The organism is Bacteroidia bacterium, assembly GCA_033391075.1.
In the GTDB taxonomy this organism is placed as follows: Bacteria; Bacteroidota; Bacteroidia; order J057; family J057; genus JAWPMV01.
In genome coordinates, this window is the sequence record JAWPMV010000001.1 from 2665718 (window position 1) to 2690555 (window position 24838).

Genomic DNA, 24838 nt, shown 5'->3' on the forward strand with positions numbered 1-24838 from the left:
CTGCAATTTCGCTTAGCTTTCTCTCATTTGCAAAAGGAGAATTTCAATTAAGAAAAAAGCAAGCGCCGCAATGATGAAATATTTCCATAAAGGCACACCTTCTCTTTCACTTTTTATCTGACTTTCCAATTGAGCTAAATCAGGTTCAACAATTTCTATTTCCCCTAAACCAGCCGAATTTAAACGATCTTCCAGTCGATTTCCTCTAAGGAATGTCAATTGAGATTCCAGGTCCGAGATATTAAAAGCAATCTTTTCTATCAATTCTCCTTCCTGAACAATGTCATAAATCCCTTCTTTAAGTTCCATATTATCAAAAACCAGGGTGATTCCTCCGGCTTTTTGAATCTGGTCCGGGCTAACCGGAATACTGTCTGACCCTATCAGGCTAATGTTGGATCTCTTTTCTGTACGGATAAACTTCGGTTCATAAAACCCAATTTCCTGACTGGATTGAACCCGTTGAGATTGATTCATGATCTGGGTAGACCTGAAAAGAAGAGGGGTGAAAATGGTTTTGACATGTAAATCACTCCATTCGTCAGAGGGGAAAATGCTAAAAGTAAATACCCGACCTTTGAGAACTTCAGATTCTACCAGTATGGGTTCCTGATTTTCCAAGGAAAGGATTCTATTCTGAATCAATCCATTTCTGAGGCGAAGTGGGTAGTATTTAAATACCTGAGGAGCATCAAATTGCCGATTTTTCTGATCTCGTGTGAATATTCCTTCGAATATAGGGTGCAAGAGTTCAACCTGATTGGCTGGGACCCCTGCCTCAATTTCTTTTGCCGGCTCAAATGTCCCTATTCCCAATTGCTGGTAGAAAGTGTTGATGCTATTGATGCGGGTATTCTTTCCGGGAAAAAACATCAAGCTATTCCCCTGGTCCAAAAAGTCTCTCAGGCGGTTAGCCAATCCTGAACTTATATCCGTAACTCCCAATAGAACCAGAGAACGATAGTTAGTCAGGTTGGTTGTTGAAAGATTTCTGGCAGAAACAAATTCCGTATCGAATTGGGAGAAAAGTGATTCGTATAAAATCCGAATGCTCTCGGATCTTTCCCCTTCGGCAATCAATACCTTCTCTTTATCAGGTACGTAAACAGAGAAGAACCTCTTATTATCGAAATCAATAGGATTGTCATCCAGTTCTATATAAGCTCCCAACCAGCCGCTTTTTTCCGGGGTAAAATTCATCTCCAGTTCTTCGCTTTGATCTGCAGCCAGGTCTTTGCTGTTTATACCCGCAACTTTTCCTTCTACCATAATGCGAACACTCAAATCTCTCAGGTCCTGATTTCCATCATTTACGAGGGACATAGTCATGTTTACCGGGGCATCCTTTTCAATGATCCGGGAATCTATATTGTGAGATTTTACATATACATTGCTTTGCTCCCGAGTGGCTAAGGGAAGATAATAAACCTGGAGATTGCTATCCGGAGCTATAATCTTCTGACTATCAGTAAGAACTGTAGATTCCTGAAAATCACTCAAGAAGTAAAGGACCTGAGCAGAATTAGAAGACCGGGCAAATATCTCTTTCTGGAAAGCCAGAATTTCTCCATGGCTTCTGATACTTTGTTGGATTTTCAAGCTCTTAAGGTCATCGGTAGCTTCCTGTTGTGAGAGGAAGTTTCCATTAAGAATCAGGTTTGAGCTGGTCATAACCTGAAATTCATCGTCTTCCGAATAGTTTCTGATAATATTTCTGGCCAGAGAAAGTGCCTGCGGAAAAAAGGCTCCCTTTTCATTACTGGCATTCATACTATAGGAATTGTCTATAACTATAGAAACGGAACGATTTCCCTGTGCAATTGAAGAACCTTGCTCCTTGATAACCGGATTTGCAAAAGCAAAAACTAAAAACAACAAAGCAAGAAGTCGCGCCAGAAGTAATAGCCATTGTTTGAATTTCACCCTGCGGACCACAGTTTTCTTGACCTCTTTTACAAAGGAAACATTACTAAAAAGTACTTCTTTGGGTCTTTGGAGGTTGAAAAAATGAACAATAATCGGAACGGACAGAGCCAGTAGTCCCCATAATACCGCAGGATTTAGAAATGCCATTTACTATTATTTATGGATTTAAATGAGCCAGGAAATATTTTGTAAAAAAAACTACTGATATTTCCAACAAAGTATTGATCTGTGCGTTCAGACAGTAAATATAGATCAGAAAGCTTAATTCTCTAAGTATAGGGACGATCTATTGAAGATAATAAGGTTTACTTTGTAGAGAAATTCTTAAAAAAAAGCCTTTTTATTCTGTGAAAATATTTATATTAATATTAAGGAAATTACGTTGAGTAAACTATTTCAGTTAAGCTCAGATAAAGTATTGACTATTAATTTATTTCTAATATCTTTGCGACAATTTTTTAACAGCGAAGCACTATGTATTGGACACTCGAATTAGCCGTATATTTGGAAGATGCGCCTTGGCCAGCGACTCGCGATGAGTTGATTGACTATGCCTTACGCTCTGGCGCACCGATGGAGGTGGTGGAAAATCTGCAAGACCTTGAAGAGGAAAATATCCAATATGAAAATATAGAGGAGATTTGGCCAGATTATCCCACGAAAGACGACTTCCTTTTTAACGAAGACGAATACTAGGTATTTACTCTTTAGTTAACTGTGAAAATGAAATAATATGGGAGCAGCAATGTTCCCATTTTTATTTTTCTCTCCAACGTGAGATGATTTCCTCTGCCAGACTATCAGGTGAGCGGTCAAAATTATCTAAAGATTTTTCTGCCTCAGTCAGGGCGTTCCGCATTTGCGGATCTTCCCAGAAGCTATCCAGGATATAATTTTCTATCCTGTCCTTGAGCCATTTTTTGGCTTGACCTTTCCTTCTATTTGACCATCCTCCACTTTTTAGCTCTTGCTCTCTAAATTGTTGGAGGTGATTCAGGCAGATATCTAAACCCGTTTTATGAAGACCTGATCCGGTCATTACCGGAACCAGGGTCGATCGGTTGCTATGCATGAGCCTCATTGCCTGAGAATATCGGGTTTTGGCTCTTTGGGCTGCTTCCTGAAAATCACCATCTGCCTTATTAACAAAAATGGCATCGGCCATTTCCATGATTCCCCGCTTAATGCCTTGTAGTTCATCTCCTGCATTTGGCAGCATGAGTAAGAGAAAGAAATCGGTCATTTCTTTTACCGCCAATTCCGACTGTCCGACTCCCACGGTTTCAACCAAAATCATTTCATAGCCAGAAGCTTCACAAAGCAGGAGGGACTCACGGCTTTTTCTGGTAACTCCACCGAGGGTACCGCTATTGGGAGAAGGTCTGACGAAAGCTTTGGGGTTTTGGGAAAGGAATTGCATGCGGGTCTTATCTCCTAGAATACTTCCTCCGGATTGTGCACTGGATGGATCTACTGCCAGGACTGCAACCTTATTGCCCTTTTCAATTAAATATTCACCAAACGCATCGATGAAGGTACTTTTTCCAACTCCTGGCACACCAGTAATCCCTATTCGATAGGCATTGCCTGTATAAGGCATACATTTATCCAATAAAGCTCGGGCCATTTGCCTGTCAGTCTTTAATTCACTTTCGATCAGGGTAATGGCTCGGCCCAGGATAACTCTGTCTCCACGAATAATTCCCTGGAAATATTCATCAAGGCGCAAGCGATTTCTTCGTCTTCCAGTCATCAATGCTTTTCAAGATTTTGTAAAGAATCATTAAGGCTCGAGTCCTGAACTACTTCCGGGAGAAATAGGGTGTCGCTGCTCAATGAATCTAATGGAAAGAGCGGGTGGGGGAGTTGGTAATATTGTCTTACCATACCATGTCTTCCCTGAATACTAAGAATCAGGGTATCTTTATAAATAGTATCAATGTGATAACGAAAGAAGAGATTCTGGAGGTCCTCATTTATTTCTATCCCATTTCTATTTTCGTAGATAAAGCCGAGCTTACTTTTTTCTTTATTTAAATACCACTTGCCTCTGCTTTTATTTTCAGCATCAAACTCATTGAAGGACCCATCTCCCATCAACCGAAGGTATCTATAGTTCGTAGAATCTTTCAGGATAGTATATCCTTTATTATAAGGGTCATAGGTTTTGACTAATTTCCAGGTGATACTATCTGATTTCCTTGCGCCTAAAAGAATTTTATTGGCTTTTCTTTTCCTTAAGGGAGAGGTAGATTTGTCCTTACAGGAAAAGGCAAGAAAAATAATCGCCATCACAATAGTCAAAAACCTCATTATCTTCTAATTTTAAACAAATATAAACAGAACTTGTATGGATTCGGTAGAATTGATAGCTGATGTATTAAAATACGTAGTACCTGCACTTTTAGTCTTATTAACTGTTCGTTTCATGCGAGACTCCTACTTACAACAGGATAGGGACTTGAGCAGCGCTCGCATGAAAACCGAATTGGTAAAGGAAAGGATACCTTTGAAATTAAATGCTTATGAGAGAGCAATACTTTTTTTGGAGAGGATCAATCCTGAAAATTTGTTGATACGCATTCATCCTTTGGATAAACAGGTAAGTCTATATCATCAAGAGTTAGTCCATGAGATCCGGACTGAATATGAGCACAATCTCAGCCAGCAGTTGTATATGAATAATCAGGCCTGGGCTAGCCTGGTTAATGCCAAAGAGGAGATTTTGAGCATTATACATACTAGTGCAAAGGAGCTGGGCAGGGAGGATTCTGCCCTGGAATTAAGCAAAAGGATCCTCAATAAATGGCTAAGTATGGAAGTATCGCCTACACAAAAAGCCATTTTTGTGATAAAAAATGATGCCAATAGCCTCTTTTCTTAGCAAAACGAAATCTTTGCGATTTTTTTTAGCAAGGTACTACCCGTTTGTTGCCCGGTCACTTGCTAAGTGACTGTTCTAATTTCCCGAAAAAATGAGAATTAATGATTCCTCAAAGAACTAGTACGATCTGTCGTATATTTTTATTCTGAATGGATGGAAGATGTTACGAGAAATTGAAACAAGGATATAAGTTGTTGACAAACAATGAGTTGTATGTAGAATTGGAGCAGATTTATATTTTTAATGTATGTTTAAAAACCCTTCAAAATCGCTAAAAATCGCGTTTTTTGGATAAAAGCTTGGTATTCAATTAAATACATATATTTCGAGAATTCTGCCTAAAAAACATATAAGTCAAGTTTTTTTTTACGTTTATTTTTCTGAGTTTTAACCTTACGTCCAAGGCAAGAATATTGACTTATTAGCGTTTTTAATCAAGTAAACAAAAAGATTTAGCAAAATCTCGCATGACAACTACACACGTTGACATATGGAATGAGTGTCTGCGAATTATTCAAGAAGAAATCGCACCGCAAAGCTTCGAAACCTGGTTCAAGCCGATCAAACCGATTAGAATCGAAAACAGTGTTTTGACTATAGAAGTGCCAAGTCAATTCTTCTATGAATGGTTGGAAGAGCATTACCTTGGGATGCTCAAGAGAGCCATTCACCAAACACTCGGTGCTGAGGGCAGGCTGGAATATTCCATTGTCATTGAAAACAGCGTTTCGCAATCTGCTTCAACCATTCGGATGCCAACCGCATCCCACAACTCATCCTCTACTACTAATAAATCACTTAGTAATCCTTTGAATGTAAATCGTCCCGTTCCGAATCCCTTTGTAATTCCAGGCATTCGAAAGTTCGAGGTAGAGTCAAATTTGAATGCCAATTATACATTTGAGACATTCATTGAAGGTGATTGCAACCGTCTTGCTCGTGCTGCAGGATATGCAGTAGCAAACAAGCCCGGCATTACCGCTTACAATCCACTCTTTATATTTAGTGGTGTAGGGCTGGGAAAAACTCACTTGCTACAGGCTATTGGAAATGAGATAAAAAGTAACTTTCCAAGAAAGGCCGTTCTGTATGTATCCTCCGAACGTTTTATCAATCAGTTTATCGAGGCTGTCAGAAAAGGAACTGTAAATGATTTCATGAATTTCTACCAAATGATCGATGTCCTATTGGTAGATGATATCCAGTTCCTTTCAGGTAAAGAGAAGACACAGGAAAACTTCTTCCACGTTTTCAACCACTTGCGCCAATCCGGAAAACAAATCGTTTTGGCTTCCGATAGACCCCCTAATGAAATTGAAGGAATCGAAGAGAGACTTCTCTCCAGATTTAAGTGGGGCCTAAACACCAGTCTTCAGGTACCTGATTATCAAACCCGCAAACAGATCTTACAAAGCAAGATGTATCAGAATGGTATCCAACTTCCTGCAGAGGTTGTTGAATACATAGCACACAACATTAGCTCGAATATCCGCGAATTGGAAGGTGCCCTGATCAGTCTACTTGCACAAAGCTCTCTCAATAGAAGAGAGGTTGACATCGAACTCGCTAGATCAATGCTCCAAAACTTTGTAGAAAGTGTGAGCAGAGAGATCACCATAGAATCCATTCAGGAAATCGTTGGAGAACATCTGTCAATTGAAGTTGAGCAAATGAAAGCCAAGACCCGTAAAAGGGACATTGTTCAGGCCAGACAGATAGCCATGTTCTTCGCTAAAGAGATGACCCGCCACTCTCTGAAATCGATCGGCATTCATTTTGGAGGAAGAGACCATTCTACAGTAATCCATGCTCTGCAAACAGTAAATGACCTTGTTGCAACGGATAAATACTTTAAGCAAAGTGTATCAGAAATTCGTAAGAGAATTTCTTTGGAATTGAACTAAGCTAAAAACTAGAAAGAACTTAAAAGGGGAGTAGCAGTGCTGCTCCCTTTTTGCTTTTTACAGCAGTCTTCTGAGGCTGAGAGATTTAAGGCAAAATGGAATGGTAATTTTGATCTTTTTCATGTAATTTTATTTACGAACCTGAAATGATTACAAAAATGAATAAAAGAAAAACTATACTCCTCGGTTTATCCATAGCTTTTATCCTTGGATTATTTGCACCCGCCTGTGCGATGCTTAAAGGCGATCCTCGCAAAAACTGCAATCATCCCAAGCATGGAGAGTACATGAAGGAAAGGCAACAAAAACAATTCAACAAAAAGGGATTTAAACTGTAAAGGTATTCCTTCGAAAATAGCCGCTCAATCACTTGAGCGGCTATTTTTTTGATTTAGTTTATATTTTTAGGCAAGGCTAAAAATAAAATTAGGGAATTTTAAAAAAATACTTTTACTTTGTTTCGAACAACGGACCCTATATGAAAAAACTATACCTCCTGTTATGCCTGAGTATCTGTCTTTGCCTGATTGGGAAAGCACAAATACCCAAGATGAAAGTAGTTGCAACAACTACTTTTCTGGCGGACCTCGCAAAAAACATTGCCGGGGATAAAGCAGATGTTATTTCTCTCATGCCCACAGGTGGAGATCCTCATTTATATGACCCCATTCCGGGAGATGCTAAAAAGATAGCCGAAGCAGATGTGATTCTGAGAAATGGGCTTACCCTTGAAGGCTGGCTGGATGAGTTGATTGAGAATTCCGGAACCCGTGCCAAGATTTATACTTTGACTGAAGGGATCATCCCCATCAAATCAGTCGTTTATGAGGATGCCCTGGATCCTCATGCCTGGATGGATGTAAAGAACGGAATCATCTATACAGATAATATTCTCCGGGCACTAATCGAATCTCAGCCAACTGATCAGGATTACTTTGAGTCGCAGCACGCAGCATATAAAGCTATACTGCTTGCATTGGATGTAGAGATAAAAGAACAAATCGCACAAATCCCTGCCAAGAAAAGAGTATTGGTTACTTCTCATGATGCCTTTCGTTATTACGGAAACGCCTATGGTTTGGAAGTGGTATCTGCCATGGGAACCAGTACGGATGCAGAGCCCACCCTGGAAGATTTGGCACATCTGTCTGAACAGGTGAAAGAAAATGATATCCCAGCCATTTTTATTGAGTCAACAATAAATCCTGAGATCATGGAGCAAAGAGCCAGTGATTTGGGAATCAGGATAGGAGGAAAACTCTTTGCGGATTCGCTGGGAGATGAAGAAAGCGGGGCAGATACCTATGTGAAAATGTTGCGGCAAAATACCCGCCTGATTCTGGATGGACTTGCCCGCCTAAGTGGAACCAAAGAAGCAGAAGAAGATTACAATTTCCTTTTTGTTATTCTGGGGATTTTTGCCCTGTCTTTTGTAGTAGTTGTGGTAAAATTGAGAATCCCTTCCCGAGAAGATTTGAAATGGGAAAACTACAAGATTGATATTTCAGGTTTGAGTGTTTCTTATGATCGTAAATCCGTTCTTTCCAACATTCATTTGACACTGGAGCCTGGATATGTATACGGTTTGCTAGGAGGAAATGGATCGGGAAAATCGACCATGTTCAAGTCTATCTTAGGGCTTATTCCTACTGATTCAGGATCTATTAGCATACATGGAGAGGAGGTGGAAAGTGTGCAAAAGTTCATTTCCTACATTCCCCAAAAAGAAGAAATTGACTGGAGTTTTCCGGCTACTGTTTTTGATATCGTCCTCATGGGAAGGTATCCTCATCGCAAAGTCTTTGAACGCCTTTCTCGTGAAGATCATGAAGTAGCCAAAGAATCCCTTCGGATGATGGGGATAGAAGATTTGGCTCCCAAGCAGATCGGTGAATTAAGCGGAGGTCAACAACAACGAGCCTTTATAGCCAGAGCTCTTTGTCAGGATGCTGAGATATACCTATTCGACGAACCTTTTGTAGGAGTTGATATAACCACGGAAGCCAAGATCATTGAAATTGTAAAGAATCTTGCAAAAGAAGGCAAGCTGGTAGTTATCATCCACCATGATTTGGCGAAAGTCAACGAATACTTTGATAAAGTCATCATGATCAATCAACGTCTGGTAGCCTTTGGCGATACAGAAGAAGTCTTTACAGATGAAAACATCAAAAAGACCTATGGAGGTCGCCTGACTATTCTTCAACAAACAGAAAATCAACGTCAATAAGCAGGAGCAGAGAAATGGAAAAGATCATCGAAATATTTCAGTATGAGTTTGCCATACGAGCCCTGATTGCCTCTTCTATGGTAGGGGTAATGTGTGGGATTTTGGGCTGCTTTATTGTTTTGCGGAATATGTCTCTCATCGGAGACGCCCTTTCACATGCCATCCTGCCAGGTGTAGTTGTGGGTTATTTAATTGCAGGATATAGTGTGCTGGGTTTCTTTACAGGATCTGTTATCGCCGGCTTGATGGCTGCCATTATGATCACCTGGATACAGCGAAATGTAAAAACCCAGGAAGATGCGGCCATAGGAATTGTATTTACCTCCATGTTTGCCCTGGGGGTAATGGGAATTTCCTGGCTGACCCATCAGGAAGGCGTTCACCTTGATCTCAAGGATTTCCTCTTCGGAAATGTCCTCGGCATTTCTAATCAGGACCTGATAATGACCGCTCTGGTCCTGGGCTTTACCCTGATTTGTGTGATCGCTTTTTATCGATACTTTTTCATTACAACCTTCGAATCTGTAATTGCCCAGACTTTGGGGATTTCGGTGAGTACTATGCATTATTTCCTGATGCTTTTACTCTCTTTCGCAGTTGTAGCATCTTTACAATCCGTGGGTGTAATTCTGGTGGTGGCAATGCTGATTACACCAGCCTCCACGGCCTATTTGCTGACCTATCGACTGGATAGAATGTTGGTGATAGCAGCTGTGGTCGGTTTATTATCCAGTATTCTAGGGCTGATGTTGGCCATCGTTTTTGAAACCACTCCCGGACCTGCCATGACGGTAACGGCTACCCTCTTTTATCTGTTGGCTGTCTTTTTCTCTCCGAAAAGAGGTCTGGTAAGTATATACCTGAAGCGCAGGGAGATGAGAAGACAGATTCTGCGAGAAGATGTATTAAAACAAGCCCTGAAATTGCAAGAAGAAAGTGGAGCAAATCCAGGACGGATAGCTGCTGATCTTGGTTTGAGTGAACAGCAGGTAGGAACTTTGCTCAAGCACCTGGAACGAAAGGGCTTTTTAGCCTTCAAAGGAAAAGAAATAGAGCTAAGTGAACATGGGGTGCGAAGGGGATATGAACTGATTCGTGCACACAGACTCTGGGAAACCTATCAGGTAGAAATGATGGGCCTGAATGCAGATCAAATTCACCTCGAAGCAGAAAAATACGAGCATATCCTTACAGAGGCTTTGGTGGAAGCTTTGGCCAAGGAATTGGGATATCCTGAAAAGGATCCACATGGGTCACCTATTCCAAAGATCGAAGAATAAGTCCCGAAAGATTGCTAATTTCATAGGCTAAAGAACACATTTGCTATGAAATTACGGATCAGTTGCCTACTACTAATGACCCTATTGGGTCTGTCTTCCCTTTTTGCCCAAAATAAAGTCGGTAAAGAGTATTTTCTTCCACAGGATATCACATATGATGAAGGCATCCCCAGTCCTTCAGAAGTCCTGGGCTATGAGGTGGGAGAATGGCATGTCAGTCATGACCAATTGCAATTTTACATGAGGACTTTAGCGGCAGCTTCAGACCGAATCAAACTTGAGGAGATCGGGAGGACCTATGAAAACAGGCCTTTACTCAATCTTATCTTTACCTCTCCGGAAAACCATAAGGATCTGGAAAGTATCCGGCTTAAGCATCTGGCAAATACAGATCCCATTAAATCCAAAAACTTAAAAAGTGAAGAAGTTCCCATGGTACTATACATGGGATATAGTATTCATGGAAACGAGGCCAGTGGTTCCAATGCCTCCATGATGGTTGCCTATTATTTGGCGGCGGCTCAAGGAGAGCAAATAGAAAATATGATGGAAAATTCTGTCATTATTCTTGACCCTAGCTATAATCCTGATGGTCTCCATAGATTCTCCACCTGGGTAAATAGTCATAAAGGGATCAATGTTGTAAATGCTGACCCCCAAAGTCGCGAACACAATGAAGCCTGGCCCAGAGGGAGAACCAATCATTATTGGTTTGACCTGAACCGAGACTGGCTCTTATTGCAACATCCCGAATCCCGCGCTCGTGTGGCTCAGTTTCATAAATGGAAACCGAACTGGTTGACAGACCATCATGAAATGGGCTCAAATGCCAGCTTCTTTTTCATGCCTGGTGTTCCTTCCCGTAACAATCCCCGTACGCCAGAGAAGGTATTTGACTTGACAGGAAAGGTTGCTGAGTATCACGGAAAAGCATTAGATAAAATTGGATCGCTGTATTATACCAAAGAAGGCTTTGATGATTTTTATTATGGCAAAGGCTCGACCTATCCAGACGTAAATGGATCGATTGGGATTCTTTTTGAGCAGGCATCGAGTAGGGGACATTCGCAGGAAACTATCCATGGAAGGCTAGACTTTCCTTTTACCATAAGAAATCATTTTACGACCAGCCTTTCTACCCTCCAAGGCACTTATGAGCTTCGAAATGAACTTCTTAGCTTTCAAAGAGACTTCTTTAGCTCTGCACTCAAAGAAGCAGCCAAAGATCCTGTAAAAGCCCTGGTCTTCGCCGCAGAAGAAGACCGTAGTCGTACCCATAATTTCGTAAAGATCCTCGAGCAACATGATATTGATATTTATCATCTGGCTTCTGATCTAGAGACTAATGGACACAGCTACGCAAAAGAAAGTGGCTTCATTATTCCCTTAAATCAGCGCCAATACCGACTGATCAAGGCCATTTTCGAGCAACGAACTACTTTCACAGATAGCCTTTTTTATGATGTATCAGCCTGGACCATGCCACTGGCCTTTAACCTGCTTTATGATGAGCTGGATCAAAAGCAAATGAAATCCAGCCTATTGGGTGATCCTTTTAATCCGGAAGAAAAGCCTAAAGGAGAGTTATTGGGTGGAAAATCAGCCTATGCTTATGTATTTCAATGGCATGAGTATTACAGCCCCAGAGCCCTGAACAGATTGCATACTGCTGGTTTACGAATAAAAGTAGCCACAAAGAAATTCAGCAATAGGGCAGGGCAGGAGTTCGATTATGGAAGCATACTGATTCCGGTTGAAGGACAGGATCTCTCTCCAGACGAAATTCATCAAATTATGCAAACTATTGCTGATGAAGATCGGCTAACCGTATATGCAATGGGTACAGGTATGACTGAAGGAATCAGTTTAGGGTCAAATAGTTTTCGTCCTTTGCGGAAACCCAAAATTGCACTACTTGTTGATGGAGGGGTTAGCTCCTATGAAGCAGGAGAAGTTTGGCATCTATTAGACCAGCGATATCATATGGATGTGAGTTTAATCCAGGCCGATCGCTTTTCTCAAATCGATATGGATAAGTACAATACCCTTATTATGGTGAATGGGAATTACGGTCGACTGGATGCTGCCAAGCTCAAGCAATGGATCAGCGGCGGAGGAGTAGTGCTGGCCTACAAATCAGCCATCAATTGGTTGGGAAATCAGCAAATGGGCAATCTTGAATTCATTCGCACAGCAAGAGATACAACAGAAACCGATTTAGAATATGTAGACATGCAAAACAAGAGAGGAGCACAAGTGATAGGAGGTGCGATATTTCAAGTAAAGATGGATATCACCCATCCTTTAGCTTATGGATATACCCGACCTTATATGAGCGTGTTCAGAAATTCCAGCTTGTTCCTCAAAAAGACCAATACTCCCTACAGGCATCCCATTGTTTATACAGAAAATCCGCTTCAAAGTGGCTACATCTCTGAAAGAAACCTGGAAAGTCTGTCCGGAAGTGCTGCAGTAAGCGTATCCCGTATGGGAGGAGGAAGGATCATTGCCTTAACAGATAATCCCAATTTCCGCGCATATTGGCATGGCGGCAGCAAAATGTTTATGAATGGAATCTTTTTCGGGAGTATTATCAATTGATATCCATTCCCTTAAACAACTTTTACTCTACCTACCAGCTCGAGGAGAACGTCATAGTATTTTTGGCCTGTGAGGTAGGATTTTAGCCATCCATAAAAGATTACTTCCTGTAAATCTTCTTTTTCCATGGGAAGAAAATCGAAGGAAGCACGCGCTTTCTGGTAGAATTCAATCTGCGCCTTTTTGTCGGTCTGGCTGATCAGTGTTTTTACCAAATTTATATATACCGGGACTTTTTTATATTGATTTATATTAAAGAGGTCCCGGTAATTTTGTTCTATATAGGCGACCTTATTCAGGGCCAAATCATAGTTTTTGAGATGAACCTGTAAGAGGGCTTCGCATAACAATTTTTTCATGGTCCATTCTCTCCCCATCTTTTTATCCAACCATTTATCGGATTGATATACATCCAAATTGCATCGAACAGTTTTATCGTATTCTTCTCTTAAAAAATAAAAGACAGCCAGACTAAACAAGGAATTGAGTTTGTCAGCCAGGTTAACTTGAAAACCAGCATTATAGATCAAATCATCGAGAAGAGAAACGCCTTTTTCGCTTTCATTAAGAAACATATAATTGGCCGAAAGCAGCATGGCATATTTGGGATAAAAGCGATTGCGATAAGCACCTTTGTACTCCAACATTGCCTCGTGCATCAATTCCAGATATGAGACAGAAGACTCAAACTTTTTATTCCTATAGAGTACATGGGCAATCATATAAAGCAAGCGAATCTTGTAAACATGATGTTGAGATGAAATGCCTTCATTGCTGGAAAGGTTTTGGTACATGCCAATCACATAGGGCTCAAAAGCATGAAAATCTTTTTGGGCCAAAATTGCTTTGCGGGTAATAAACATAAAGCGATAAAGCAGGCGTGGGTTTTTATTGAGTGCCTGCGATAGACCGTATTTTGAAAGGGTTTCCTCAATCAGACCATATATATTTTCTTTATCTCCACTGAGTTTAAGTGCTCCCAGTTTCTTGTTGATAAGGGCATAGGCGATTTTTGCCCGTTCTTCCTCATCTGCTACCTGCCGATTTGTTTCTTTTTTCTCAATAATGGATTCGAGCTCATCGGCATATTCACTATCCGCATGTTCTATTTGCAGGTTGTAAATATTGTTGAGGAGTTCGTACTGCTCATGCTTGCCAGCAATGCGTTCGGCTTTTTTGCTATACTCCCAGGCCAGTCTATCCAGGTTTTTGCCAAAGAGGTAATGGGAAAGGGAAATCAACCCCATCACAGTAGATGCAGAAGTAGGATCATGTTCTGTACGTTTGAGCGAAACGAATGAAATCAACTGCTTATTCAGTCTTTTTCTTAAGGCATGATAGGCAGGCATATTCAAACTTTCCGGATATAATTTTTCCAATAAGTCTTTATCCTTCTCATTGCCATTTTCTATCAAGTATTGGCAGAGTTCGAGATCCTTGCGGTTCTTTTTCTTCTTTTGTCTTTGCAGAAATTGAACGAATTCTTTCTGCTCATCAGAAGATAAACTATTGAGAATGGTAGCTAGTTTGTCCATGTTTCGTGAATAGCATTTCTCTCTTTTACCCCAAAGTTGTACATAAAGTTTTGTATTAACTACAATATTTAAAGTCCTTTTTTGGAAAGATTTTAATCATTTAAAGACCGGATTCATAGATATAGCTTTCATTTATAAGTCCTTTTATTCAAAAAACTGCTGTAGCGATATCCTTTTCTCTCCCGTAGATTGATGAAAAACATATTACATGAAAAAGTCACACGCATTTTTTATTCTATTGCTTTCGGCAATGCTATTTAGTTCTTGTCAAAGCTTGTATTTTAGTCAGCCTCAGCCCAAAGGCGTAGCAGCTTTAACCCATATGCCGGCAGAGCTCCAGGGAAACTATCTTTCTTTAGGTGAGCAGGGAATAGGGGAAGAAATCATTTATCATGTTCACCAGGATGGCTTCGTTGTATTTGAGGAATATGAGGTAGAGCTACACCTGGATTCCCTGAAAAAGGAAGAAGGCTTTGAGTTAAGGGACTCTCTTATTTTTATCGAAGACTTGCCTATAGAGGAAAATGGTTTTCCTTATATCATAGAAAGAGATAGCATCTTTTTTAGCTACTATCGGTGGGATGAACAGGAATTAGGTAAAAATCTTGTAATCAGTGAAGATAAAGGATACTATTATTTAAGTACCCGAGATGAAGAGGGTAAAGGATGGGAAGTCATGCAGCTTGAACGTCTACGGAATGGCGATCTTGCTATTTGGATGGTAAATGTAAAAGAGGAAGAATCCCTCATGCGAAATGTCCTTGGAGCCCAAAAACTTGAGGAAAAGAAAGATCCTGATTGGACAGCGAATCCCAGCAAAGGGAAACTTCGCAAATATGTCAAACAGGGTGGCTTTGGCGAATTGGCTTCCTTTCTCCACAAACTTGATGAAGGAGATTTGCCCAAACTTCTTACGAGTCTACTAGAAAACAATTGATCAATTGTCCAGATCAATCAACTCCCAGGTATGGTCGGCCAGTAAGCGGACAGCTGAAACAAAATGGCTAAAAGGCTTGCTGCGTCCCCATTCCTGCGGGGCGATCATGGATAACACCCAGCTTCCATCATTTCTTTCATAGAGATAATAGAGATGGGAGATCAGGGGTTCAAATCCCATATCCGCCAGGTAGATCTTTTCTGAAATTTCTATTCGATCCTGAATGGCTTTTGCCTGGGTAGCTAACAACTCTATCTGTTCTTTGATCTGCTCCATCTGCATATGGGTTTGTTGTTCCATTGCAGCCAGGGCTTTGCCTTTGGTTCGGCCTTTATCGATGGGCTTAATGACAGAACTCCCTACGTGATGGGCGTAGGGCAGGGTAGAGGGGGTTTCGGTAATTTTATCCTTGTCGATCGGATTATGGTCCATAAATCAAAAATAAGACTTATCCTCGGGGCAAAAAAGTAAAATGCCCTTCAGCTCTTTATATAGAAACTCAATCCGTGCAAAATAGTTCCTAAAATTAGCTGAAGGGCGATAAAAAAATGCTATCCTCTATGGCCTCATGCCATAACGGTTGCAGCTGCCTTTTCAAGGTGTATGGGGGGATTTAAACCGGATAGTACCGCTAGTACTCCGTTCATCCCCAGGTTACAATCAGGATCATTGCTATCATCAAAGGTTGACATAAATGCTCCGATCTTATCGGCTTGACGGCCGGAAAATCCTGCTTCTAGTTTAATCACCTCCTCTACACTAAATCCTGAATTGCTTATGATTTCCAATCCTTTGGCAAATTCCTTGGGATTGGTGATTTTAAATTGATGGTCAATGGTACCAGTCCTGGGATGAATGACATTCATCCATGCCATGCTTCCTCCCAGAATATGAGTTACGGCGCAAGCCCCTTTTCCATTGTGGCTTACTTTGCCCTGAGCGTATGCGATAATGAGCCTGGTTACTGCGTCTTTGTAACGTTGGATATTCATTTCCATCTACTAGGTTTTTGGGTCATGTTTTGTTCTGTGCATTCTTTTAAAATTGAATGCCTCATAAAAGTATAGACTCCATGCTTAATTTATTCGCCAATTGTCTGAATTTTCTCTCCCTTACTAATTGAGATTTAGGCAATTCCACCTTCTTAAATCTCCCTCTATTCGTGTAAGGTTATTTGCTCCTTCTTAATCCAAATTCCAGAAAAAAGGCCTCTATTTGGTGTATATATATCATTTATCATGCCAGATAATAATTTCTGTCATGAAAGAAATATTTCATGTAGAAATATTTTTTCTATAAGGAGGCTTAAAAATATTACACGTTTATCTCGTCAAGCTTAAGATAATTGAGACCTAAATCTTGCCTCTTTGAAATTCCAAAGCTTAAAAATGCATGCTTTATAAAAGCTTTAATAGCTGTAAGAAAGGGCTAAACTTTTGACTTAAATAGATATTCAAAGTTTTTACATTTGAAGTGTTAAGCTAACAGATAATCTTTCACCCGATCGTTCTCACTAAGCATATGTCTGATTTAATCCAACCTATAGACCATAAGTCATATCTAAATAATGATACCCTTGATCTTCTATTTGATCTCATGGATGGAGATTCAGAAATGATCGTTGATCTGGTTGATACATTAATTGATACGACACCGGAACTGCTGGATGATCTGAAAAGCGGGGTCTACAGCAAGAATCCGCAAAAAATCAGAGACTCGGCGCATGCGTTAAAATCCTCCAATGCACAATTGGGTGCGGAGTCATTTGCAATGCTGTGTGAACAAATGGAAAGCAAAGCCCGACAAGAAGATGTCGATGAGGTGGATCAATTATTAGACCTTATTTTAGCTGAGTTTGAAAAAGTCCGGGCCGCATTGGGTTCCTGGAAAAATAGTTTAGCATAACTCCTTTCTGTTTCCCGTTTTGATTTTCTTTATGCTTAAGATATTTTGCACAAAAATATCTTAATGAAAACTACTAATACCTTTCTTATTCTCCTTTTTAGTCTTTCTCTGATCAGCTGTTCAGAGGGCAAAAAAAAGACAGAGACTCCTGCAGAGAAAAATCCTTCTGAAACTGTATCTGATCATGTCCAGGTTCTATTTGATGGAAGCTCTCTGGATGCATGGAGGAATTTCAAGGCAGATACTCTGTCGCACTTATGGAAAATCGAAGACGGAAGCATGACCCTGAGCGGAAAAGGGGGAGGGGATATTGTTACACGCGATTCCTACGAAAGTTTTGAATTGGAGCTTGAGTGGAAAATCTCCCCAAATGGAAATAGCGGCATATTTTTCCATGTCAGTGAAGCCGATTCTTTAAAGAAGGTGTACCATTCAGGGCCAGAGATTCAGATTTTGGACAATGATGGGCATCCAGATGGGAAAATTCCTATGCATAGAGCAGGGGACAACTATGATTTACAGGCATGTTCTGAGGAAACGGTAAAGCCAGTCGGGGAGTGGAATCAGGTGAAAGTTGTGGTGAATGATGGAAATGTCGAGCAATGGCTCAACGGAACTCTTGTAGTAGCATACAGCTTGAATAGCCCTGAATGGGAAGAACAATACCAGAAGAGTAAATTTACCCAATGGCCTGCTTATGGCAGAGCGGGTAAAGGGCATATAGCTCTCCAGGATCATGGAGATCCCGTTTGGTTTAGAAATATCAAAATTAAAGCATTGTAAAAATGCTGCAAAAAAAGGCCAGCTATGGAGCTGGCCTTTTTTTGTATTTAACTTTCAGTAGTTATGACTCAACTACTGCCAATTATTTTATATCGTCCAACTGACTCCTCCGGTATCGGACAGAGGGATACAGCCTTGAAACTGACCCGGAACCGGATCCCATTTCAAGACTTCTTTACCAACTTTTTCTGAACTAAAGTATCCTAGTAGGGCAAGCTCTTTAGCCGCGATGAAAAAGTGCTTGGGCATTTTCGAATCTCTGTTCAATTGTCCCAAAGCTTTCATCTTTTCATCTGCTTCAGTAGCGAGCTTTGTAAGAATAGCATCTTTGTCAGCATCCGGAATACTGGCAAAAGGTTTTTGGTGTTGATCCTGACTTCTTTTGTCTATGTCCGTCAGGCCTTCCATAAAGGCATCAACGTCCTCTTGTTTCATATAATTTCCGAGTAAGACATCGATAAATCTATCCACGAAAACATCCTTTGCTCCGGGAGTAGAGGTTCGAGGAACAATTCTTTCTGAAATTTCAGCAACAAGATTGGCTTGTTCCGGGCTCAGGAAAGAGGGTTGCCAGCTTGCTTCCTGGCTCACCTCACATCCAGCCATTACTGCAGAAGCAGCAGAGGCTGAAACTGCATAGCCCATAAGAAGGGCAGTTTGTCTAATAGCGTCTCTTCTATTCATAATTATGGATAATGAGGTGATTAAAGATTACCAGCTTTCAGTTCATTGACTGCATAATCGGCAGCACGTGCTGTCAGTGCCATATAGGTCAATGAAGGATTTACACAGGAAGCGGAAGTCATACATGCTCCATCAGTTACGAAGACATTTTCACAGCCATGTACCTGGTTCCACTTATTCAATACTGAGGTCTTTGAATCTTTTCCCATGCGAGCAGTACCCATTTCATGAATACCTAAACCGGGAGCTCCCATACTGTCGTAAGTAGCTACATTTTTCAGGCCACAAGATTCCAGCATTTCTGCAGCAGAGGTTTTCATGTCTTCCCTCATCGTGATTTCATTCTCCTTGAACTCAACATCGAAGGTTACAGTAGGTTGACCAAATTTATCAAGCTTCTCATAATCAAGCGTCATTTTGTTCTCATGGTAGGGGAGGCATTCTCCAAAACCACTGAGTCCCATTTGCCAGGGACCCGGAACGATAAGCTCATCTTTCATATCAGCTCCAAACTTGCTCATCTCACGTACATATCGCGTCCAGTTGGAACGACTGGCACCTCCCTGATATCCAAATCCTCGCAGGTAATCCTGTTTGCTGGACTTATCAAGATTTCTAAAACGTGGAAGATAAATTCCTCCAGGACGACGGCCTTTATAGTATTTGTCTCCAAAGTCATCTGATATTCCGGTAGCACCTACACGGAAATGATGGTCCATCATATTGTGCCCTAATTCTCCGCTATCATTTCCCATGCCCTCCGGGAAACGGTCTGACTTGGAATTGAGAAGAATAGAGGTAGAGGCGACTGCTGAAGCACATAGGAAAACGATGTCGGCGAAATACTCATGGGTTTCCAGGGTTTCGGTATCTACAACTCTTACGCCTTTGGCTTTATTGGTGTCTTTGTCGTAGATAACTTCAGTTACAATAGAGAAAGGACGAAGCGTCATATTGCCAGAAGCTGTGGCAAATGGTAGGGTAGAGGCAACTGAGCTGAAATAGCCTCCGTATGGACATCCTCTTATACATCTGTTTCTACTAACGCAGCTAGCTCTGTTTGGCCCATGAACATCTCTTTTCTCTGTTATGTGAGCGATACGCCCCAGGGTCATTACCCGACCTCCAAAATTCTTTTTTATTCTTTCTGCTACCTGTGATTCTAGGCAATTGAATCCAAAGTTTGGTAGAAATTTTCCATCTGGCAATTGAGATAGGCCTTCCTTCTTTCCTGTCAACCCGGCAATCGTTTCCACATAATCATACCAGGGCTCTATGTCTTTATAGCGAATCGGCCAATCTACGGCGACGCCATCTTTGGCATTTGCTTCAAAATCCAGATCACTCCAGCGATAAGAATGTCTTCCCCACATAATAGAACGCCCACCGACATGGTAGCCCCTCATCCAATCAAAACGTTTGGTTTCATTGTAAGGATGATCTATGTCATCCACAAACCAATGCGAGGACTGAGGGTGAGTAGTATAGCCGGTACGATTTTGTTTGGGTTGGCGCTTTAAAGTTTCCAAAGACTTACGTCCTCTACCTTCAAAATCCCAGTTTTCTTTATGGGCAGTAGGGTAGTCCCCGTGCTTTACATCTCTACCACGCTCCAAAACAAGGGTTTTGAGGCCTTTTTCGGAAAGCTCTTTAGCCGCCCATCCACCACTAATACCCGAACCAACTACTATGGCCTGGTAGGTGTTTTCCTCTTTACCATCATTAATTATGTACATAAAAATTGAGTAGTTTTTAGATTAATTCTACTTCAATTTAGAGGCTAAAGGAAGTATTTCCAAATCATATTTTTTGACAGGAAGATATCTTGCCATTAGTAAAAATGTATGGCAGAGGACAGGAATCCAGTCTGACAGATACACAATGTGTCTGAAATAATTATTAGATCAGTATGACAAATATTTGAATGATTATAATTATATTTCAATGCCTAAAAAAAATATTCTCTCCTCAACAATAAGCTCAAATCCAATTTTTTAATATAAAACATTGATTATGAGCAGGTTAATATCGAGCCTAGTATTTCTTTTTTTTCTAATTTCGGTTACATATGGACAAAGCTGTGCCGGATGCTCTGAAGGCCAAAGTAGGGGAGAGGTTGAATGGAGATCTATTCCCCCAGGTAACGGACAAGAATTCACAGGTAATTTCAGAAGTGTTAGTTCCATGTACTTTGTCCAGTTTGCCGTTTATCCTTCTTCAATTGCCTGCTATAAAATCAAAGCGCCTCAGGGACTGGGAATGATTTGGTTGATCAACCATCCAGGAACCAGAGTTAAGGGGCAATCCAGAGCTGGTGCTTTTTATATCGTTAAAGCATTTAAGAGCAAGTATCAGGCGCAGCTTCATGTTAATGAATACAAACGTTCTGGATTTGAATGTTGGTACAATCCAGCCTTAACGGGTAGCAACTTCCACATTGAACGAATATTTATGTAGAAACCTGAATCCGGGTAAAAGAATAGGCAAACTACACACAAGTTAACATAACATAAATTATTGAATAAAATGTCTAGTCGCAAAATAGCTTGACAGTCCTACATTATGTTAACTGAAATGAAACGATTAAAAAGAATCCAGGAGCATTTGCGACAAGAGACAGAGTTTTCTGTTGGTTTTAAACGTCGCATCGTAGAAAGATTACGTATGGGTCTCTCTAGCGAAGCAGAAATTTGTAAACAGCATGAGATATCAGTAAACTTACTAAGAGACTGGCAGCGCTGGTACGAAAGGCATTTTCTTCGTTACAATCAACTCTCCAGGAGTATGGCCTACAAATCTCATTCAAAAGATCCTGAAGCGATCATCGCTGAACTTCAAAAAAAGCTGGCGGAAACTCAGCAGGCTCATCAAGATGCAGAGCTCAGGGCTGAGGCCTGGAAGATTATCATACGCATAGCGAGCGAAGAACTGGGAATCGATCTGGAAAATTCAGGTGTTCAAAATAGTATACCACTCCCCTATTAAGCTCCTGAAGTCATTTTTTTTATGGATAACTTGCTTCCTTTTTAAGAACTAAATACCTCCCTAAAATAATTATTTTCTGGATAATTTCATACTTTGCAACAGTCTAAATATCACCATTCAGACATGCTCAAATCCATGTTTTATGAAGATTCGCATTAACATTCCAGACAGTAGGTTAATATTTAATAAGCAGCTATTAGTTACTTTTCTAGCTGTGATAGGTTTTTCCTTGTCTGTTTCTCTATTTACGTCTGATGTCCACCATCTAACACTTGAAGAAAAGGAAAAACAAGAGATGGTATCTGCAGATAGTGATGAAAATACAGGGCCATCTAAAGAATTATCGCCTGAATCAGGAAAGAAGAGCAACCCTGATTGGAATAAAAACCCGAAAATTCTCGTTTGGATTTTAGTTGTTTCAATCTTGACAGCCTTCTCCTTCGCAATAGTTTTAACTACCATTCAAAAGCTTTCAAAGCTAACCAATACGTATAAAATAAGCCTGTTTTCAAAAATCTCATATGCTTTTTTTACACTTGCATTAATAATTTCGCCCATCCTATTCCAAATCAGTTTTGGAACAGGAGTGAATATAGCTGACGTAGTCGAAGAAAAAGGTGTGTTATTTCATAATCCCCGCCTGGTTTTTTCAGGTTCAATAATATTTTTTTCTTTGTTTGTTTGTCTATGCCTAGCAGGTGTTTTCCTTGTAAACTATGCTTTAGAAAAAACCTTTGACAGAGACTACTTTGATCAGAATAAAGAAAATTCTGGACTATTAATTCGATGCCTTTCTCTCAGAAAAGAACTGGATTACTATTTCCTGACCATAATGGTTTATTTGACATTTTTGATTTTTTTTCTGGCGATAAATAGGCAAATGATTGTAGTTGCCCTGAGTGAGAAGGAAGCATTTTCTCAGGATTTCGTCTACTTGCTATCTTTTTATTACTCCTTTTTCGCTGCCATAATTTACCTCCCTGTTTATTTCAATTTTAAGCAGAAAATTAACCGCCAAATCTCAAAAATGAACCCTAATCCTTTAAACAAAAGCTCCCGGGATTCTGAGAAATCATTGGCCGAAAGACTCATTAATTGGAAGGAAATCCAAGAAAAATTAGAAGAGACCTATAGTGTAAACAGTTCTCTAAGAGAGCTCTTGCAGGTAGGAATCCGCATTTTATCTCCAATTATTGTTGGTTATTTGACAAACTTCTTTACAGGAGGATAATATTAGCTCCCCCATTTTAGCCGTTTAACTGAAAGCGGTAAAATTGTAAAACTATTTAACCCATAATTTTCCAATTGCAAGGATTCCTTCATAGCTCCAAACCTTAATTATCAGTAAGCCTGCGGCAATCTGGTCTCGATTTAATTCTATAGCGTTTCCATTGATTTTATATGAGAGATCAAATCGCTTGCCCGATACATCATAAGCCTCTACCCTATCGATTGCCTGTTTGGCATCAATTTTAAGAATGCTATGCGTCTCCATAGGGTTTGGTGAGATTGAAATAGAAGCCAATTTCTCAGGATCTATGGAAGTCAGATTTGGCGTTTTTGCTAAAAATGAAAGGGTATCAGGTTGGAAAGAAAATTGGGAGAAAAATGCTCCTCCTACGTACAATTCACCATTTACGCTAGTAATAGCTTTCACCGTAGAGTCTAAATCAGCAATTGGCTCGATCAGAGGATAATCAGGATAATCTCTAAATTTTGCTATCCCACCACCAAAAATACCAACGACAGGTGCCATCTTGAAATCCCCTGCAAGCAGTATCTTTCCCTCATGGAGAATTAATTTACTGATCACTCCCCTACCATCCATTAAGACGCCATGGTCCATCAATCTTTCCCAGCCAGAATTTCCAAGGCGCGCAAAACAAAATGTCGCTTCATCATTTTCCCCTACACAATCTCCACCCGCATATAGGAAGTTCCCATCAGAAACAAGGCTACGTACAGGAGCATCAAGGCGTTCTAAATGATGCGTGGCGGGCTGCCAGTTATTTCCATTAAGGATGCGTACATAGGATTGTGCAAATCCATCCAAAAAATCTCCTCCCAGGTATATGCTCCCCTGATGCATAGTTATACAATATGCCGGGCCGGGCAGGTTTCCATTCCCTATCCAAACACCATTTTCTTTTTTCGCAATAAAATCAGGAGGCTGACTTTGTCCAGAAGGATAAACAAAATCCCCTGCAGCAAGCAGGCTATTCCCCTCTATTTCCAAATCATAAACCGTACCTTTTCCTAGCTGTTCATGGTTCCAGTTTTGCCCATCCCAATAGGCAATATTAGAAGAATCTGAGAATAAGCCTCCCAGGTATATATTTCCTTCAAAACTGATGATATCCTTAATGATGCCCTGCACCCCATTTCCAAGTGGGGCAAAATTTCCGTTTTCATAAACGCCTACCTGATTACAAGCAATCCCATTCAAGCTAGTAAAGTTTCCAGCCAGAATAAGTCTTTGATTCGCTTCATCTCCATAGAGGGCGCTTACTTCCCCATCAGCTCCAGTACCCAGACTTTCCCAGCTTACATTCGGACTATAGCCCGGTTGAATCAAAGCCAATTCTTCTTTGCTAAATCCATGCTGCTCTGCCCACTTACCGATTTCCGGATAAGGCATATCTAAGAGATAGGCATAATTCATTTCCTGAGAAACCCTCTTAGCAAAATCCTGATGGCCACTTTTTTGGATCAAATGCCCAACTGCACAGGCAGTACCAAAGTCATCAATAAAATAAGGGCGCCTGTAGTTATGGTATAGATTTACTGGAAATTTTTGGGCTTCCTGATAGATACGCAATAGATCCAATAACTTTGATCTATTATATTTTTGTTCAGGGGAAAGAGTAAAGGTTTCCTGCTGTCTGAGGTACTTTTCGACACTTTCTAAATGCTGAGCAATTCGGGCAATATCATTGGGGAAACTGACTTCTTCGAAAAAACTTTCATCCGAAATATCTACATACTGCCATCGCTGATTTACTTCCAGCAAATGCTCAATTAGCGGGGCTTTTTTATCAGGAGAAAGGGCAAATAACTGGCTTGCAAACAAGCACAGTGAAAGTAGAAATATAGCTCTCATAACAGAAAAGTTAGGTGTTTGTAGAGAGACGGAAGAAGAAGAGCAATTGCTGCATCCTGGAGGCTTCAATTCCGTTGAGATTAA

General features: G+C 40.5%; 22 protein-coding genes. 13 read left to right on the plus strand and 9 right to left on the minus strand.

Annotation, left to right across the window (positions count from 1 at the left end):
- Positions 1-12: 12 nt before the first annotated feature.
- Entirely contained in the window at positions 13-2073 is a 2061-nt protein-coding gene (locus tag R8P61_10820) for a BatA domain-containing protein (protein MDW3647548.1), read from the minus strand.
- Between the two features lie 327 nt (positions 2074-2400).
- Between R8P61_10820 and R8P61_10825 the strand changes: the two genes are divergently transcribed.
- Positions 2401-2622 carry a DUF2795 domain-containing protein gene (locus R8P61_10825; GenBank protein MDW3647549.1) on the plus strand — a complete coding sequence of 74 codons (222 nt, stop codon included), beginning with the start codon at positions 2401-2403 and terminating at the stop codon, positions 2620-2622.
- 61 nt (positions 2623-2683) lie between these two features.
- On the opposite strand, the gene meaB is transcribed toward R8P61_10825, so the two are convergent.
- Complete coding sequence (gene meaB / locus R8P61_10830; protein ID MDW3647550.1) at positions 2684-3679, minus strand: methylmalonyl Co-A mutase-associated GTPase MeaB; 996 nt, start codon at positions 3677-3679, stop codon at positions 2684-2686.
- Positions 3679-4239 (minus strand): hypothetical protein, encoded by a 561-nt coding sequence (locus tag R8P61_10835; protein ID MDW3647551.1) that lies wholly within the window; start codon positions 4237-4239, stop codon positions 3679-3681. The genes meaB and R8P61_10835 overlap by 1 nt, the downstream gene beginning before the upstream one ends.
- Positions 4240-4276: 37 nt before the next feature.
- Here R8P61_10835 and R8P61_10840 point away from each other — a divergent pair, with 37 nt between their 5' ends.
- The 6 genes from R8P61_10840 to R8P61_10865 all read left to right on the plus strand — a co-directional run bounded on the left by R8P61_10840 (position 4277) and on the right by R8P61_10865 (position 12825).
- A complete protein-coding gene (locus R8P61_10840; protein MDW3647552.1) occupies positions 4277-4810 on the plus strand; it encodes a hypothetical protein in 534 nt (177 codons plus the stop codon).
- 467 nt (positions 4811-5277) lie between these two features.
- Complete coding sequence (gene dnaA / locus R8P61_10845) at positions 5278-6714, plus strand: chromosomal replication initiator protein DnaA (protein ID MDW3647553.1); 1437 nt, start codon at positions 5278-5280, stop codon at positions 6712-6714.
- Positions 6715-6872: 158 nt separating this feature from the next.
- Complete coding sequence (locus tag R8P61_10850; protein MDW3647554.1) at positions 6873-7052, plus strand: hypothetical protein; 180 nt, start codon at positions 6873-6875, stop codon at positions 7050-7052.
- 140 nt (positions 7053-7192) lie between these two features.
- Entirely contained in the window at positions 7193-8944 is a 1752-nt protein-coding gene (locus R8P61_10855) for a zinc ABC transporter substrate-binding protein (protein ID MDW3647555.1), read from the plus strand.
- Positions 8945-8958: 14 nt separating this feature from the next.
- A complete protein-coding gene (locus R8P61_10860; protein ID MDW3647556.1) occupies positions 8959-10224 on the plus strand; it encodes an iron chelate uptake ABC transporter family permease subunit in 1266 nt (421 codons plus the stop codon).
- Between the two features lie 45 nt (positions 10225-10269).
- Positions 10270-12825: a M14 family metallopeptidase gene (locus R8P61_10865; GenBank protein MDW3647557.1), complete on the plus strand. Its 2556-nt coding sequence runs from the start codon at positions 10270-10272 to the stop codon at positions 12823-12825.
- A gap of 11 nt (positions 12826-12836) precedes the next feature.
- On the opposite strand, the gene R8P61_10870 is transcribed toward R8P61_10865, so the two are convergent.
- Positions 12837-14360 (minus strand): hypothetical protein, encoded by a 1524-nt coding sequence (locus tag R8P61_10870; protein ID MDW3647558.1) that lies wholly within the window; start codon positions 14358-14360, stop codon positions 12837-12839.
- 208 nt (positions 14361-14568) lie between these two features.
- Between R8P61_10870 and R8P61_10875 the strand changes: the two genes are divergently transcribed.
- Positions 14569-15297, plus strand: coding sequence for a hypothetical protein (locus R8P61_10875; protein MDW3647559.1), 729 nt, complete (start codon positions 14569-14571; stop codon positions 15295-15297).
- Here the strand turns inward: R8P61_10875 and R8P61_10880 are convergent, their stop codons facing one another.
- Complete coding sequence (locus R8P61_10880) at positions 15298-15729, minus strand: DUF2452 domain-containing protein (GenBank protein ID MDW3647560.1); 432 nt, start codon at positions 15727-15729, stop codon at positions 15298-15300.
- A gap of 134 nt (positions 15730-15863) precedes the next feature.
- Positions 15864-16295 carry a hypothetical protein gene (locus R8P61_10885; protein MDW3647561.1) on the minus strand — a complete coding sequence of 144 codons (432 nt, stop codon included), beginning with the start codon at positions 16293-16295 and terminating at the stop codon, positions 15864-15866.
- Positions 16296-16818: 523 nt separating this feature from the next.
- On the opposite strand from R8P61_10885, the gene R8P61_10890 reads away from it, so the two are divergent.
- Entirely contained in the window at positions 16819-17202 is a 384-nt protein-coding gene (locus tag R8P61_10890; GenBank protein ID MDW3647562.1) for an Hpt domain-containing protein, read from the plus strand.
- Between the two features lie 63 nt (positions 17203-17265).
- A complete protein-coding gene (locus R8P61_10895) occupies positions 17266-17985 on the plus strand; it encodes a DUF1080 domain-containing protein (GenBank protein MDW3647563.1) in 720 nt (239 codons plus the stop codon).
- 87 nt (positions 17986-18072) lie between these two features.
- Here the strand turns inward: R8P61_10895 and R8P61_10900 are convergent, their stop codons facing one another.
- Positions 18073-18669, minus strand: coding sequence for a gluconate 2-dehydrogenase subunit 3 family protein (locus R8P61_10900; GenBank protein ID MDW3647564.1), 597 nt, complete (start codon positions 18667-18669; stop codon positions 18073-18075).
- 20 nt (positions 18670-18689) lie between these two features.
- Positions 18690-20405: a GMC family oxidoreductase gene (locus R8P61_10905; GenBank protein MDW3647565.1), complete on the minus strand. Its 1716-nt coding sequence runs from the start codon at positions 20403-20405 to the stop codon at positions 18690-18692.
- Between the two features lie 277 nt (positions 20406-20682).
- Between R8P61_10905 and R8P61_10910 the strand changes: the two genes are divergently transcribed.
- The 3 genes from R8P61_10910 to R8P61_10920 all read left to right on the plus strand — a co-directional run bounded on the left by R8P61_10910 (position 20683) and on the right by R8P61_10920 (position 22885).
- Positions 20683-21126 carry a hypothetical protein gene (locus tag R8P61_10910; GenBank protein MDW3647566.1) on the plus strand — a complete coding sequence of 148 codons (444 nt, stop codon included), beginning with the start codon at positions 20683-20685 and terminating at the stop codon, positions 21124-21126.
- Between the two features lie 117 nt (positions 21127-21243).
- Positions 21244-21654, plus strand: coding sequence for a hypothetical protein (locus R8P61_10915; GenBank protein ID MDW3647567.1), 411 nt, complete (start codon positions 21244-21246; stop codon positions 21652-21654).
- A 142-nt stretch (positions 21655-21796) separates the two neighbouring features.
- Positions 21797-22885, plus strand: a complete 1089-nt coding sequence (locus R8P61_10920; protein MDW3647568.1) for a hypothetical protein — start codon at positions 21797-21799, stop codon at positions 22883-22885.
- A 51-nt stretch (positions 22886-22936) separates the two neighbouring features.
- Here R8P61_10920 and R8P61_10925 read toward each other — a convergent pair whose 3' ends face one another.
- Complete coding sequence (locus R8P61_10925; GenBank protein MDW3647569.1) at positions 22937-24754, minus strand: T9SS type A sorting domain-containing protein; 1818 nt, start codon at positions 24752-24754, stop codon at positions 22937-22939.
- Positions 24755-24838 lie beyond the last annotated feature (84 nt).